The following is a 15633-nucleotide window of genomic DNA, read 5'->3' on the forward strand; positions in this document are numbered from 1 at the left end:
CGCGCCCACGCAGCACGGACCGGACCCCGCCGGGCCCGCCCGGCCCGGGTCTGCGCGACGAGCCAGCACGGCCCCGCCGCGTGGCGTGGCCGCGTCCCGTCCGCGAGACTCCCCTCATGCACCCCGCCACCCTCACCGCCAGAACGCTCGGCCGCGCCTACCTCATGCGTCAACTGCTGGCCGAGCGGGAGGCGATGACGGCCCTCGACGCGATCGGGCATCTGGTCGGCATGCAGTCGCAGGCGCCGAAGCCGCCCTACTACGGGCTCTGGTCACGGCTGGTGGACTTCCGCGCCGAGGAGCTCTCCGCTCTGCTGCGCGAACGGCACGCGGTACGCGTCAGCGTCATGCGCGGCACCGTGCATCTGGTCACCGCGGCGGACTGCCTGCAACTGCGCCCGCTGACGCGCGTCCTGTACGAGAACCTCCTGCGCAGCAACTACCGCACGCGGCTGGCGGGCCTGGACCCGTGGGACGTCGCGGCCGCCGGCCTCGAACTCGTGCGGGAGGAGCCGCGGACGGCCCGCGACCTGGCCCGGCTGCTCGCCGAGCGGTGGCCCGGCCACGACCCGAACGCGCTGGGACAGGCCGCCCGTTACCTGTGCGACGTGGTGCAGATCCCGCCCCGCGGGCTGTGGGGGCGCTCCGGACAGCCGACGTACGCCACCATCGAGTCCTGGGCCGGCCGGCCCGTCTCCTCCGATCCGTCCATCGATGCCGTGCTGCTGCGCTACCTGGGCGCCTTCGGGCCGGCGTCCGTCATGGACGCGCAGACCTGGTCCGGACTGACCCGGCTCGGCGAGGTCATGGAACGGCTCCGTCCGCAACTGCGCGTCTTCCGCAGCGAGAGCGGACGGGAGCTGTTCGACCTGCCCGACGCACCGCGTCCGGACCCGGATCTTCCGCTGCCTGCGCGCTTCGTCGCCGAGTACGACAACCTCGTCCTCTCCCACGCTGACCGCACCCGTGTGATCAGCGACGCCGCCCGCCGGATCATCGCCCGCCGCAACGGGCAGATCCCGGGGACCGTGCTGCTCGACGGGGAGGTGCGCGGCACCTGGAAGGTGGAACAGCCGCGGAAGTCGGCGGTCACGCTCACCGTCACGCCCTTCCACCGCAGGCTGACGGACGGGGAGGAGCGGGCGCTGACCGCCGAAGGCGAGGGCCTGATGGCCTTCACCCTGCACGGCGGCGCGGAGGGCGAAGCGGCTCCGGGAACGGAGGAGTTCACCGTCGTCTTCGCCGATCCGGCGGGCTGACCGGCCGGGCGCCCCGGCCGGCCACCCGACGGGCCTCGGGGGCCGAGAACTACTCACGGATCACACACAACGTGTCCAGTTCGGTGACACCTCCGTCACAGAGAACCCGGAAAACACTCCGCATCCGGGATCAACTGCCCTTTATCGCCCTTGCGTTCGGGCCTTGAGTCGGAGAACCTACCGACGTCTTCGACCGTCGTGAAGCCCAGCCGAACGGCGGCCGCCAGGGGGCACAAGCTCAGGCCACGGGCCGCGCCCGAAGCTCCGCCCGGACGGCTTCCGCGGTCCGCTCCACGGAACCGGGCACCGCCCACGCGCAGTCCCTGCACGAAGCAGCCGACGCCTGCCGCGCCGGGGGCCGCGGGAAAGGACGCGGGAAGTACGACCACACGCAGCCTGCTGCGTTCAGGGGGAATGACCCATGACCTCGACCTGGTCCGGCGACAGCGAGCCGGAACACGAGCAGGCCGCCGACGACGACCCGACGCGGACGACGCAGCTGCGCATCCCCGCACACATCAGGCAGAGAGCCAGAGGCACTCTCGGACGCGGACTGCGCTGGACACCCGCAGAGCTGCCCCGCTACGACTACGAGCACTACAGCCGCCTCGCCGGACCTCTCAGACAGCCCGCCCCCGGCAAGCCCTACCGCGTCGCCTACCGCAGCCTGCTCTCGGACGAGCCCCACCGGATACGCGCCGCCACACTGCTCTGCCTGGCGCCGCTGCTCTCCGCCGGCCTCCTGGTGTGGCTCATGCAGCCGCAGCACTGGACGCGCCGCGACGACGGCGCCGTCTCCGACCTGGTGCTCAAGCTCGACATCGTGATGCTGGTCTCCATCGGCCTCATCGAGCTCTTCCGCACGCTCAACGTCCTCTCCAACGCGCACGCCACGCTCGTGGCCAGGGACCCGGTGCCCGTCGTGCCGGAGTCCGGCACCCGCGTCGCCTTCCTCACCTCCTTCGTTCCCGGCAAGGAACCGATCGAGATGGTGACGAAGACCCTCGAGGCGGCCGTGAAGATACGCCACCGCGGCCTGCTGCACATCTGGCTCCTCGACGAGGGCGACGACCCGGAGGTGAAGGAGGTCTGCCGCCGCCTGGGCGTGCACCACTTCACCCGCAAGGGCGTCCCCCGCTGGAACAAGAAGAAGGGTCCGCACCGGGCGAAGACCAAGCACGGCAACTACAACGCCTGGCTCGCCGCGCACGGCGACAACTACGACTACTTCGCCTCCGTCGACACCGACCACGTGCCGCTGCCCAACTACCTGGAGCGGATGCTCGGATACTTCCGCGACCCGGACGTCGGGTTCGTCATCGGCCCGCAGGTCTACGGCAACTACGACAACTTCGTCACCAAGGCGGCGGAGAGCCAGCAGTTCCTCTTCCACGCCCTCATCCAGCGCGCCGGCAACCGTTACAGCGCCCCCATGTTCGTCGGCACCAGCAACGCCGTACGCATCAAGGCCATCAAGGCCATCGGCGGCCTGTACGACTCCATCACGGAGGACATGGCCACCGGATTCGAGATGCACCGGCACCGGAACCCGGAGACCGGCCGCAAGTGGCGCTCGGTCTACACCCCGGACGTGCTGGCCGTCGGTGAAGGGCCCAACGCCTGGACGGACTTCTTCACCCAGCAGCTGCGCTGGTCACGCGGCACGTACGAGACGATCCTCAAGCAGTACTGGCGCGGTCTGTTCACACTGCCGCCCGGCAAGCTGTTCAACTACACCATGCTGATGATCTTCTACCCGATCTCGGCGCTCAACTGGATCCTCGCGGCGCTGAGTTGCGCTCTCTTCCTGGGAATGGGCGCGTCCGGCGTGCAGATCGACCCGACCATATGGATGGCCCTGTACGGCAACGCGACAGCGCTTCAGATCGGCCTGTACATCTGGAACCGGCGGCACAACGTCTCCCCGCACGAACCCGAGGGGTCGGGCGGCCTCGCCGGGATGCTCATGTCCGCGCTCTCCGCACCGATCTACGCCCGTTCCCTCCTCGACACGGTGCTGCGCCGCAAGAGCAAGTTCGTCGTCACCCCCAAGGGCGACTCCGCCAGCCCGGACACCCTCTTCGGCACCTTCCGCATCCATCTGTTCTTCATCCTCGTCTTCGGCGGCTCGCTGGGCGGCTCCTTCTATCTGGGGCACGACCACCCGGCGATGCTCACGTGGGCCGCGCTCGCGCTGCTCATCACGGCCGCCCCGATCGTCGGCTGGCGCGTGACCGTACGCGCGGAGAAGAAGAAGCGGAAGCAGCGGCGCCACCGGCACCGGATGGGCGCCCCGCTGCCCCCGCCGGACGAATCCGCACACGGCGGCGGCCTGCCGCACGCGATGCAGCAGCAGCCCGTACCTCTGCAGACCGCCCCTGGGGGACGTGACAGATGAAGTTCCGACCGAGCCGGCGTACGCGCCGTACCGCGATAGGCGCGACCGTGGTGCTGGTGATCGCGGGGTTCAACGGCCCCGCGATATACGGCATAGCCTCGGAGAAGTACCACGACTACAAGATCAACCAGCCCGAGTACAAGGCCGAGAACGGCCACTGGAAGACCGTCGACGTTCCGGAGAAGTACCGGATCAACACCATCCACGCGGCGCTGCTGCACACCGGGAAGGTGCTGCTGGTGGCCGGTTCGGGCAACGACGCCAAGCAGTTCAAGGCCAAGACCTTCCGTACGGTCCTGTGGGACCCGGTGAAGAACACCTTCAAGAACATCCCCACGCCCAACGACCTCTTCTGCGCGGGGCACACCCAGCTGCCCGACGGGAAGCTGCTCGTGGCAGGCGGCACGCGGCGCTACGAGAAGCTCGGCGGCGACGTGAAGAAGGCCGGCGGCCTGATGATCGTCCACAACGAGAATCCCGACCGTGCCAAGACGCTCAAGGCCGGTACGCGCTTCACCGGCCGCCACAACGGCAAGACCTTCGAGGCCAAGGACAACGTCCTGGTGCCGCGCGCCAAGAAGAAGGTGAACCCGGTCACCGGCGAGGTCGAGACCGCTCCCAGCCTCGCCCGCGTCTATGTGGAGGCGGCCCGGCGCGGCAAGCAGTACCAGACCGGAACCGAGGACAACTACCGCGTCAGCGGGCTGCGCGGGGCCGAGCGCAGAAACATCTACGGCATCGCGCAGAAGCTCTCCTTCGACAAGAAGGACTTCCAAGGGATCAAGGACAGCTACGAGTTCGACCCCGTCGCCGAGCGCTACATCAAGGTCGACCCGATGCACGAGGCCCGCTGGTACCCGACGCTGACCACGCTCTCGGACGGCAAGGTCCTCTCCGTCTCCGGTCTCGACGACATCGGCCAGGTCGTCCCGGGCAAGAACGAGATCTACGACCCGCGGACGAAGAAGTGGGAGTTCCTGCCGCGCAAGCGGTTCTTCCCCACCTACCCGGCGCTGCACCTCACCGACGACAACAAGATCTTCTACTCCGGCGCCAACGCCGGCTACGGCCCCGCCGACGAGGGCCGCACGCCGGGGCTGTGGGACCTGGAGACCAACGGCTTCCGCAAGATCCCCGGCATGAGCGACCCGGACAAGCTGGAGACCGCGATGTCGGTGCCGCTGCCGCCCACGCAGAGCCGCAAGTTCATGGTCCTCGGGGGCGGCGGCGTAGGAGAGTCGAAGAAGGCCAGCGAGAAGACGCGCATCGTGGACCTGAACGACCCGGCCCCGCGCTTCCGGGACGGGCCCGATCTGTACGCGAAGTCGCGCTACCCCAGCAGCGTCATCCTGCCGGACGACAAGGTGCTGACCACGAACGGATCGGGCGACTACCGCGGCCGCAGCGACTCCAACATCCTCAAGGCCGAGATCTACGACCCCGCCGACAACACGAAGAAGCCCGCGGCCGACCCGCTCGTCGGACGCAACTACCACTCGGGCGCGCTTCTCCTGCCCGACGGGCGGGTGATGACGTTCGGCTCCGACTCGCTCTTCGCCGACAAGGACAACACCAAGCCCGGGACGTTCGAGCAGCAGATCGACATCTACACGCCGCCGTACCTCCACACGAAGGGCGAGCGGCCGGAACTGAGGAACACCGGAGGGGACGTGAAGACCGTGCGGCTGGGCGGGACGGCCGAGTTCCGCAGCAAGGACGCCGGTTCCATCGAGAAGATGCGGCTCATCCGGCCGAGTTCGTTCACGCACGTCACCAACGTCGAACAGTCCTCCGTCGCACTGAAGTTCAAGAAGACCCCGGACGGTGTGACGGTGAAGCTGCCCGACGACCCGTCGCTGGTTCCGCCCGGCTGGTGGATGGTGACGGCCGTCGACGGCAAGGGAAAACCCTCGAAGTCCGTGTGGCTGAAGGTACCCCGCTCGCTCGCCGCCGATTCGCCCACGACGACACCGCTCTCGCCGTAGGACCGCCGCTCCGGGAGGACGCAGATCTCCGCTCCCGCCGGCGGTGGTGCCGGCGGCAGCGGGCCTGCCGTCGGCGGGGAGGACGCTCCGGTCCGGGGGGCGGGACCGGCAGAATCCGCCGGCCCGGAGTGGCCGCTTCTTGTTACGGACGGTGACAGGACACGTGCCCTCGGCGGGGTACCGGTGAGGCCTCCACGACAACCAAAAGGTGCGTCGCAAGCACCCCCGAATCATGACAAGATACCCCTTGTCCCCCCGCTCAGATAAACCTCAAGCAGCGGTAACAGTCGCATCAACATCGCCTGGTGCACGCCCCCGAGTGATCTATGCCACTTGACTCGGTCGCCATACGTGATACGAACTGGCAATCCCGAAATTGCCCGGCCCTTGCTTCTGCACCGCGAGAAGGCCGCGCAACCGGGGACAACCTGCGCTCGGACCGCCGCAACCCTGAGGCGTGTCCGCAGCCGTACCCCGCCCGATCCGCCGAAGGTGGCACATGTCGCTCGACTCCATGACGAAATCCGTCGATGAGGCCGTGAACCGCCTCTTCGACCCGGTCGCCACCTGGCTGAGCGACCTCGTCTTCTACGCCGTACCCGTGGCCGGCACCGAACTCCCGCTCATCGTGGCGTGGCTCGTCGTCGGCGGGCTGGTCTTCACCGTGTGGTTCGGTGTGGTCCAGTTCCGCAAGTTCAAGCTCGCCATCGACGTGGTGCGCGGAAAGCACGACGACCACGACTCACCGGGAGAGGTCAACCACTTCCAGGCCCTGACAGCCGCCGTCTCCGGCACCGTCGGACTCGGCAACATCGCCGGTGTCGCGGTCGCCGTGAGCATCGGCGGCGCCGGCGCGACCTTCTGGATGATCCTCTGCGGGCTTCTCGGCATGGCCACGAAGTTCGTCGAGGTCACCCTCGGCGTGAAGTACCGCGAACAACACGCGGACGGCACCGTCTCCGGCGGCCCGATGCACTACCTGCCCAAGGGCCTGGCCGAACGCTTCGGCAGCGGGGGCAAGATCTTCGGCACGGTTCTCGCCGGGCTCTCCTCCGTCATGATCCTCTTCTTCGGTCTCTTCGGCGGCAACCTCTTCCAGATCAACCAGAGTTACGCGCAGCTCGCCGCCACCACCGGCGGCGACGACGGCCCGCTCGGCTCCTCCGCCGGTGCCCTCTCCTTCGGCGTGCTGATCGCCATCCTGGTCGGCGTCGTCCTGATCGGCGGGATCAAGTCCATCGCCTCGGTCACCAGCCGCCTCGTACCGGCCATGGCCATCATGTACATCCTGGCCTGCCTGACGGTCATCCTGTGGAACGCCGACCAGGTGCCGAGTGCGGTCGGCAGCATCATCGACGGAGCCTTCGATCCCGAAGGCGTCGCGGGCGGTGTCATCGGCGCCCTGATCATCGGCTTCCAGCGCGCTGCCTTCTCCAACGAGGCCGGTCTCGGCTCGGCCCCGATCGCACACTCCGCGGTGAAGACCAAGCACCCCGCCAGCGAGGGCCTCGTCGCCCTGCTCGAACCGTTCATCGACACGGTCATCGTCTGCACCATGACCGCGCTGACCATCGTCATCGCCAAGCCCGACAGCTGGAAGGTCGGCAAGGAGCCCGAGGGCGTCACCGTGACGTCCGACGCCTTCGGAACCGTACTGCCCTGGTTCCCGACCCTGCTGACGATCGCGGTACTGCTGTTCGCCTTCTCCACCGTGCTGACCTGGGGCTACTACGGCCTCAAGTCCTGGTGCTACCTCTTCGGGAAGAGCAGGACCAGCGAGACGATCTTCAAGGTCGTCTACAGCCTGTTCGCGGTGGCGGGTGCGGTGCTCTCCCTGGAGACCCTCATCAGCATGGCCGACGCGTTCCTCTTCATGCTGGCCGTCTTCAACATCATCGGCCTGTACCTGCTCGCCCCCGTCGTCAAGCGCGAACTCGGGTCCTTCGTCGCACACGTCCGCGGCGAGGCGCCCGAGAAGGCGGGCGAGCCGGCCGCGGAGGAATCCCCCGCCGCCCGCAACTGAGGCCTCACGGCGCACATGTCGGCCCGCACCGGTTCCGGCCGGTGCGGGCCGAGGTGTGTCCGTGCCTCTCGGGGCCGCTCGGGCCCCCGGGCGGGCGGGCGCCGACCGAACCGCTGCCCGGCCGGTCAGTTCCCGGCGTTGCGGGCGAGGGCCAGTGCGTACCGCGGCCACCACTGGCCCGCCTTCGGGCCGCCCTTGCACTCGCCGTCCGACTCACCGGGACGCTTGATCCACAGATAGCCGTCGACGATCCGGTCGCCCGTCTTCGTCGTCGGCGCCTCACCGAGCGCGCGGCCCTCCGGGTTGCACCACGCTTCCTCGTCGGCGCCCGCACCCTCGACCGGCCCGTTGCCGTTGCGGCTGGTGTCGATGACGAACGGCTTGTTCCCCACCATGGGCGAGAACCTCTTGCCGTAGGCCGTGTTCGACGCCGTCGTCTGATAGTTGGAGACGTTCAGCGAGAAGCCGTCCGCGGCCCCGATACCGGCGCGCTTCATCGGTTCGACGAGCGCACCCGGGTCGCGCACCCAGTCCGGGTTGCCCGCGTCCAGGTAGACCCGCACGTCCGGGAGGCTCTGCAGCTTGCCGACCGCCTCGTTGAGCAACTGGTACCGCTCGTCGACGTACTCGGCGGGGGTGCAGCCCTTCATCAGAACGTGCGGAATGGCGTCAGGCTCCACGATCACCGTCGCCGGGCGCTTGCCGATTCCCTTCATCACCGCGGCCAGCCAGGCGCGGTACGCCGCGGCGTCCGCGGCGCCGCCCTTGGAATACTGGCCGCAGTCGCGGTGGGGCAGGTTGTACAGGACGAGCAGCGCGTCACGGCCGGCCTTCTCCGCGGCCCTCGTCACCTTGCGCGCCTGCCCCTCCGGATCGTCGGTACCGATCCATTCAGCGACCGGCTGCGCCGCGATCCTCCGCATCAGCGACGCCTGCCGCTTCTTGCCGTCCTTGCGGTAACTCTCCGCCTGCCGGGCCGCGTTGCCGTTCGGGTCGACCCAGTACGGCGTGACGGACCCGGGCCGCTGGGCGACGCCGCCCGAACCCTCCGCGTCGCCGTCTTCGCCCGTGCCGGAGCCCGAGCCGGACGAGCATCCGCTCAGCAGCAGGCCGGCGAGCGCCGGCGCACAGATGGCGGCGGCGCCGGAACGGACGGGGCGGCGGCGCGGTCGTTCGCCGTGGCCGTCTGTTCCGCGCCGGAGAACATACCGGAGAACGCAACTGCCTCTGCCGTGCATCGACTTCCCCCTGGGTGGGCCTGCCCCTCGGCAGGCGCCCGGAACCGGAGAGCCATCGTGTCACAGCGGCCACACCGGCTGCCGGAGTCTCAACCGGCTGTTACAGCGCCGTTCTTCGCGTGGACGTGCAGGCGCACGTGGAGGCATGCGCCTCGCGCTCCGTGCGCGTCGTCTCGGCCCGTTGGCGCTGCGGGGACGCGTACGTCGGGGCCAGGGCGCGTCCGGGCGCCGGCGGGGACCGGTCGGTCACAGACCGGTCCGTCAGCTCAGATCCGGCCCGTCGGCTCGGGTCCGTCAGATCCGGTCGACGAGGTCCGCGATGGACTCGACGACGTTCGACGCCCGGTACGGGAAGACATCGACCTGGTCCGGCCTGGTCAGCCCCGTCAGTACGAGGAACGTCTCCAGACCGGCTTCCATCCCGGCCCGCACGTCCGTGTCCATCCTGTCGCCGATCATCGCGGTCGTCTCCGAGTGCGCCCCGATCGCGTTGAGACCCGCCCGCATCATCAGCGGGTTGGGCTTGCCCACGAAGTACGGCTCCCGCCCCGTCGCCCTGGTGATGAGCGCGGCGACCGAACCCGTCGCCGGCAGCGCGCCCTCGGCCGACGGTCCGGTCTCGTCCGGGTTGGTCGCGATGAAGCGGGCACCGTCGTTGATCAGCCGGATGGCCTTCGTCAGCGCCTCGAAGCTGTACGTGCGGGTCTCGCCGAGCACCACATAGTCCGGTTCGGAATCCGAGAGCACGTACCCGATGTCGTGCAGCGCCGTCGTCAGGCCGGCCTCGCCGATCGCGTACGCCGTGCCGCCGGGGCGCTGGTCGTCGAGGAACTGGGCGGTGGCCAGCGCCGACGTCCAGATGTTCTCGGTCGGGACGTCCAGTCCTATCCGAGCCAGACGGGCATGCAGATCGCGCGGCGTGTAGATCGAGTTGTTCGTCAGCACGAGGAAGGGGCGGCCGGACTCCTTCAGGCGCTTGATGAATGCGTCCGCACCCGGAACGGGGACGCCTTCGTGCATCAGCACACCGTCCATGTCGGTGAGCCACGACTCGATCGGCTTTCGCTCTGCCACGTGACGGCTCCTGCCAGGGTTCGGATCGGCCAGGTTTCGAATAGGCGTGCCCGCACTCCCGAGCGCCCCGCTTCACCCTAACCGCCGTTCGCCGGAGCCCCCGGGGCGCGGCCGAAGAGCGGAGCGAGGACGAGCTGCGCTGCACCGTCGGCGACGCTTCGGGTGCCCTCCGGGGCCAGCTCCACACGAACGGCGCGGCTGCCGCCACCGGCCACGTCCCGAGCGGCACCCGCCACGCCCGCGGCACCGCGCAACTGGGCCGCGACACCGTCGACGTAGGCGTCCGGTGCGGCCAGGACCGTACGTCCGCCGAGCAGCACACGGTCGACACCGAGGAGACTGACGAGGTTGGCGGCCCCCACGCCCAGCACGCGGGCCGCCTCGTCCGTCCTGCCGCGCCGCACGGCCTCCAGGCACAGCGCCTCCAGACAGCCGTTCCGGCCGCACCGGCACGGCGGCCCGTCCAGCTGGACCACCTGGTGCCCGAACTCCCCCGCCCCGTTCCGGCCCCCGCGGTGGATACGTCCGTCAAGCACCAGTCCGGCGCCCAGACCCGTGCCCAGATGCAGGTAGGCCAGCGACTCCTTGCCGCGCAACGCGAGCCCGAGCGCGGCGGCATCGGTGTCCTTGTCGACGACGACGGGCAGACCCAGGCGCCTGACCAGGGCGTCCCGCAGCGGGAAGCCTGCAAGCCGCGGAGCCCCCGTGACATCACGCAGTACGCCGCGGACGTGATCCAGCGGGCCGGGCACGGCCACGCCGACACCGACGACGCTCCCCCAGCGGCTGCCCGCGCCCGGCGGCAGGCCGGCAGAGTCCGGCGCCTCTGCGGCTTCCGCGGCCTCCGCTTCTGCCGCCGCTTCTTCCGCCGTCGCTTCTTCCGCGGCGTCTGCTTCCGCCGCGGCTCCCGTTTCCAGCCCGGCGGTGCGGTCACCACGCCGCCCGGGCTCCGGCACCCCCTCCCCTTCCTCTGCCGTCTTCCCGGCGGTCTCCGCGGCAGGCCCTGGCCCGGGTTCCGCAGTGGCCGTCCCGGTCTCCCCGTCGCTCCACAGCTCTCCCTCCTCCGCGACGGCACGCCTGGCCTCGTCCAGGGCGGCGCGCTCCGCGGCCGGCGCGGCCGCGGCGGGACCCTTCGCGCGGCGGCCCGTCCACTCCTCGCCTGCGGGAGCCCGCTGCCAAACCTCCCCGCCCGCGGCTCCTTCCGAGCCGATGCCGCTCGTACCGCCGGCTCCCAGGGCCGGAAGCCCCGAGCGGACCAGGTCGTGAACCGCCGACTCGACCGCTTCCAGCAGCGACTCCGTACCGGCGCCCAGGTCCAGCGGGGCGCTGTGGCCCGCCACGACACCGCCGGAGAGGTCGACGAGCACGGCGGTCAGCCGGTCGCGGTCGAGGTGTATCCCCACCGCGTGACGCGCACCCGGCGCCAGCCGAAGCACCGTGCTCGGCTTGCCGCCCGTCGAGGCCCGGCGGCCGGAATCGGTGACGAGGCCGTGGGAACGGAGCCGGGCCGTGATCTTGCTGACCGCCTGAGGGGTGAGGCCGGTGCGCCGGGCCAGCTCGCTGCGGTTCGCACCCTCCTGGCCGGCGAGGCGCAGCAGGCCGAGGACGCGGGCGGCGTTCCTGCCGTACGGGACGGCGAGTCCGTTGCCACTGCTCGGAGCGGGTTCGCTGCTCATGTCCCCATTGTCCGCCGGGCTTGCACTTACGCAACCGCGTTGCGAAAGTGTCCCCATGGACCGTACGGAATCAGCTGCCCCTCCTCCCCTGCGCGTCGGCCTCATCGGATACGGCCTGGCCGGCTCCGTCTTCCACGCGCCGCTCATCTCAGCCACGGAGGGCCTCACCCTGGACACCGTCGTGACCGCCGTCCGCGAGCGGCAGGCACAGGTGCAGGCGGAGTTCGGCAGCGACACCCGTACGCTCGCCACGACCGAAGAGCTCTTCGCCCGCGCGGACGCACTCGACCTCGTCGTCGTCGCGTCCCCCAACCGGACACACGTGGCGCTCGCCCGCCAGGCCCTCGAAGCAGGGCTCCCCGTCGTCGTCGACAAGCCGCTCGCCGGCACCGCCGAGGAGGCGCAGCAGCTTGCGTCGCTCGCCGCCGAACGCGGGCTGATGCTCTCCGCGTTCCACAACCGGCGCTGGGACAACGACTTCCTGACCGTCCGCTCGCTCCTCGCCGACGGAGCACTCGGCGACCGCGTCCACCGCTTCGAATCCCGCTACGAGCGCTGGCGTCCCCAACTCAAGGGCGGCTGGCGCGAATCCGGCGACCCGGACGAAGTCGGCGGGCTCCTCTACGACTTGGGCAGCCACCTCGTCGACCAGGCACTGACCCTCTTCGGTCCGGCCACGTCCGTCTACGCGGAGACCGACCTGCGACGCCCCGGCGCCCAAGTCGACGACGACGCCTTCATCGCCCTCACCCACGCCGACGGCGTCCGCTCACACCTGTGGATGAGCGCCGTCGCCGCCCGGCTCGGGCCTCGCTTCCGGGTGCTGGGCAGCGAAGCGGCATACGTGAAGGACGGACTCGATCCGCAGGAAGCCGCGCTGCGGGAGGGCTCCCGCCCCGCAAGCGGGGAACGGTGGGGCGTCGAACCCGAGGCCGACTGGGGCACGCTCGGCGACCTGCACGCGCACCGCCCCGTGCCGACCATGGACGGCGACTACCCCGCCTACTACACGGGGATCGCGGCCGCCCTCCGCGGGGGAACCCGGCCGCCGGTCACCGCGGACGAAGCCGTGGCCACCATCCGCGTGCTCGAAGCCGCCCGCACCTCGGCGCTCGAATCCCGCGTGGTCACACCGGACTTCGACTGACGCGCGCCCTGCAGACCCGGCGGACCCGGCCCACCCGACAAGCCAAGCGGACCCGGCAGACCCCGGGCCGGACCGGGGCACGGCCCGGCAGGTCAGGCAGGTCAGGCAGGTCAGGCAGGTCAGGCAGACCCGACGGCCCGCGGCCGCCGGGCCGTTCACCTCACGCGTCCTTCAACTCCTGGCGCTGCCTGCCCAGTCCGTCGATCTCCAGCTCCATCACGTCACCGGCACGCAGATACGGCTTCGGCTCCGCGGCACCCATGGCCACACCCGCCGGAGTGCCCGTATTGATGACGTCTCCCGGGCGCAGCGTCATGAACCGGCTGAGATAGCGCACCACTTCAGCCACCGGAAAGATCTGCTCCGCCGTCGTGCCGTCCTGCTTCAACTCGCCGTTCACCCACAGCCGCAGACCCAGCGCCTGAGGATCACCCGCCTCGTCCGCCGTGACCAGCCACGGACCCAGCGGATTGAACGTCTCGCAGTTCTTCCCCTTGTCCCACTGACCACCGCGCTCCAACTGGAAGGCACGCTCCGAGACATCGTTGGAGACCGCGTAGCCGGCGATGGCCGCGAGAGCCTCCTCGCCCGAGGAGAGGTACCGGGCGGTCCGGCCGATCACCACCGCCAGCTCCACCTCCCAGTCCGTCTTCACACTGCCCCGCGGCACCAGCACCGTGTCGTACGGACCGACCACCGTGTCCGGAGCCTTCATGAACAGGATCGGCTCCTCCGGAACCGCGCCGCCCGTCTCCCGCGCGTGATCGTGGTAGTTGAGACCGATGCAGACCACCTTGCCGATGCCGGCAAGAGGCGGCCCCGTCCGCAGCCCCTCCGCTTCCAAAGCGGGCAGCTCACCGGGCGCGGCAGCGGCGTCACGCACACGAGCCATCGCCACCTCGTCGGCGAGGAGAGCACCGTCGACGTCCGGGACGACACCCGACAGATCCCGCAGGACACCCGCCTCATCCAGCAGAGCCGGACGCTCCGCCCCAACCGGTCCCACGCGCAGCAACTTCACGTCCCACTCAACTCCCGAGGTCGTGCTCGGCCGGCCCCGCCCCGGGACCGGCCACCGGAATGTCCCGATGTCCCGATCTGAACGGCCGATCCTCCAAGAGGCAGTTCAGCCGCACAACCCCGTGTTCATGTAGTGGACCGCCGTCGCCGCGACGCCGCTCCCGCAGCGGGTACTCCCGACGCTTCCGCGGCCCCTCCCGCACGCAGAACAGCACGCTCCACCGCCGTCCACGTCGTACTCGCCACGACGTACAGAGCGGCGGCGAGCGGCACGAACGCCACCGTGAGCAGCGTCCCGAACGAAAGCAACGGCAGCATCCGCACCACCGCCGCACCCCCGGCCACCCCAGGAGCTGCTCCGGACGCCGCAGCGGCTCCCGCGGTCCCGGCGATCCCGGCAGCCCCGGGAGTTGCGGGAGCACCGGGACCAGCCGCGGGCCCGCCGGCCATGAGCCTCCGGGTACGCACATACGTCCACGTCGCCACAGCACCCACGAGCACGAACAGCGCCACGTAAACCAGCCCCGGCCCGCCGAACACACCACCCGCCTGCAAGGCACCGAACCAGCGCCCTCCGAGCGGAGCGCCCAGCAACGTGTGGCCCAGCAAGGCCTCGTCGGTCGTGAACAAGTGGTACATCGCGAAGAACACCGGCAGTTGCAGCAGCATCGGCAGGCAGCCCGCCACCGGGGACGCCCCCTCCTGGGAGCGCAGCCTCTCCAACTCCCGCCGCAGCCGCACCGGATCGGAGCCGTAGCGACGGTTCAGCTCCGCCATGCGCGGAGCCAGCGCGGCCCGCACACGCTCACCCCGCACAGCGGCTCGCGCCAGCGGATGCAGCGCCAGCCGCACGCACAATGTGAACGCCACGATCGCCGCGGCCGTCGCCGAGGCTCCGAATACAGGAGCGAGAACGCCGGACAACCGCGCCACGAGTTCGGCGAATACATCGAAAACAGACATGGTTCGAGCCCTCCACGGGTCTCGTCGAGCCGGATCGGGAAACACCGGTCACCACCGGTGCGAAGAAAACCGACGCGACGAGCCGAGGCACACACCCACGCTCGGGCCCGAGAACTCGAAGGCCCTCCCCGGCCGCTCAACAGCAGTTCGCGAGAAGGGAGTTCGAAAAAGACCGAAGGAACCAGACGGGACCCGAAGGGACCCGAAGGGACCCGAAGGAGCCAGACGGCACCCGAGGGGAGCCGAATTCTCTCCAGCGAACTCGAAGGGGCCCGGAGAAACCTGACGAACCCGGAGAACCAGAGAACCGAAGAACCCGGAGAAGGCAGACGGAGCGGAGTGAGCGCTACACGGCCGTCGCAGCGCAACGGCCCGGCGCTCGCGGACGCGGCCGCCCCGCGGCGTCCGGGTCACGCTGAGGCAGAAAAGCCGTACGCAGCTCACGGTCCCTGATCGCCGTACGGACACGGGCCCGGAGCACCTGCGGCACAGCCGCACCCACAGCCGCACCGGCCAGCGCGTCGCACACCAGCACCACGGCGGCCGACGTCGCGGCAGCCGTCAACGCGGTGGTCAGCCCCGCACCGGCCAGGAAGAACGAGACGAGGCAGAACAGCGCACCGGAGAGACGCACACCCAGGGCACGCGCCGCCATACTCGCGCCGGAGTCGATCACGCCCCCTGCCACCTCCCCGCCGTCACTCGCAACTCGGCCTGCCCGTACGAGAATAGACCCTCAGCGAACACCACGCCTCTCAGTCCCGGCGCGGCCCTCACCCGTACCCGTACCCACACCCGGGACCGTACCCCCGTACCCACACCCGGGACCGTCCGACACAGCACGCAGCGC

Annotated in this window: 11 protein-coding genes and 1 pseudogene; 5 read left to right on the forward strand and 7 right to left on the reverse strand. The window is 70.1% G+C overall.

Going from position 1 to position 15633, the window contains the following annotated elements; translation table 11 throughout:
- Nucleotides 1-116: 116 nt before the first annotated feature.
- The 4 genes from EV375_RS09200 to EV375_RS09215 all read left to right on the forward strand — a co-directional run bounded on the left by EV375_RS09200 (nucleotide 117) and on the right by EV375_RS09215 (nucleotide 7665).
- Nucleotides 117-1259, forward strand: coding sequence for a winged helix DNA-binding domain-containing protein (locus EV375_RS09200; RefSeq protein WP_130299018.1), 1143 nt, complete (start codon nucleotides 117-119; stop codon nucleotides 1257-1259).
- Between the two features lie 421 nt (nucleotides 1260-1680).
- Complete coding sequence (locus EV375_RS09205; RefSeq protein ID WP_486588375.1) at nucleotides 1681-3657, forward strand: glycosyltransferase family 2 protein; 1977 nt, start codon at nucleotides 1681-1683, stop codon at nucleotides 3655-3657.
- A complete protein-coding gene (gene glxA, locus EV375_RS09210) occupies nucleotides 3654-5642 on the forward strand; it encodes a radical copper oxidase GlxA (RefSeq protein ID WP_130299019.1) in 1989 nt (662 codons plus the stop codon). The genes EV375_RS09205 and glxA overlap by 4 nt, the downstream gene beginning before the upstream one ends.
- A gap of 499 nt (nucleotides 5643-6141) precedes the next feature.
- Entirely contained in the window at nucleotides 6142-7665 is a 1524-nt protein-coding gene (locus EV375_RS09215; protein ID WP_130299020.1) for an alanine/glycine:cation symporter family protein, read from the forward strand.
- A 125-nt stretch (nucleotides 7666-7790) separates the two neighbouring features.
- Here EV375_RS09215 and EV375_RS09220 read toward each other — a convergent pair whose 3' ends face one another.
- From EV375_RS09220 to EV375_RS29650, 4 genes and pseudogenes are all read right to left on the reverse strand, one after another.
- On the reverse strand, nucleotides 7791-8903 hold the full coding sequence (locus EV375_RS09220; protein WP_130299021.1) for a glycoside hydrolase family 6 protein: 1113 nt from the start codon (nucleotides 8901-8903) through the stop codon (nucleotides 7791-7793).
- A 294-nt stretch (nucleotides 8904-9197) separates the two neighbouring features.
- Entirely contained in the window at nucleotides 9198-9977 is a 780-nt protein-coding gene (locus EV375_RS09225) for an HAD-IIA family hydrolase (protein ID WP_055485148.1), read from the reverse strand.
- A gap of 77 nt (nucleotides 9978-10054) precedes the next feature.
- Nucleotides 10055-11236, reverse strand: a complete 1182-nt coding sequence (locus EV375_RS09230) for an ROK family protein (RefSeq protein ID WP_486588716.1) — start codon at nucleotides 11234-11236, stop codon at nucleotides 10055-10057.
- Between the two features lie 279 nt (nucleotides 11237-11515).
- Nucleotides 11516-11800 (reverse strand): annotated as a pseudogene (locus tag EV375_RS29650) (hypothetical protein); the annotation flags it as partial.
- Between EV375_RS29650 and EV375_RS09235 the strand changes: the two are divergent.
- Nucleotides 11709-12800, forward strand: a complete 1092-nt coding sequence (locus EV375_RS09235) for a Gfo/Idh/MocA family protein (protein WP_130299023.1) — start codon at nucleotides 11709-11711, stop codon at nucleotides 12798-12800. The pseudogene EV375_RS29650 and the gene EV375_RS09235 sit on opposite strands and share 92 nt — an antisense overlap.
- A 160-nt stretch (nucleotides 12801-12960) precedes the next feature.
- Here the strand turns inward: EV375_RS09235 and EV375_RS09240 are convergent, their stop codons facing one another.
- From EV375_RS09240 to EV375_RS09250, 3 genes are all read right to left on the reverse strand, one after another.
- A complete protein-coding gene (locus tag EV375_RS09240) occupies nucleotides 12961-13821 on the reverse strand; it encodes a fumarylacetoacetate hydrolase family protein (protein ID WP_130299024.1) in 861 nt (286 codons plus the stop codon).
- 125 nt (nucleotides 13822-13946) lie between these two features.
- On the reverse strand, nucleotides 13947-14783 hold the full coding sequence (locus tag EV375_RS09245) for a membrane protein insertase YidC (RefSeq protein ID WP_130299025.1): 837 nt from the start codon (nucleotides 14781-14783) through the stop codon (nucleotides 13947-13949).
- 346 nt (nucleotides 14784-15129) lie between these two features.
- Nucleotides 15130-15438, reverse strand: a complete 309-nt coding sequence (locus tag EV375_RS09250; RefSeq protein ID WP_130301717.1) for a DUF6412 domain-containing protein — start codon at nucleotides 15436-15438, stop codon at nucleotides 15130-15132.
- Nucleotides 15439-15633: the final 195 nt, after the last annotated feature.

The sequence above is a fragment of the Streptomyces sp. CNZ301 genome (assembly GCF_004217425.1).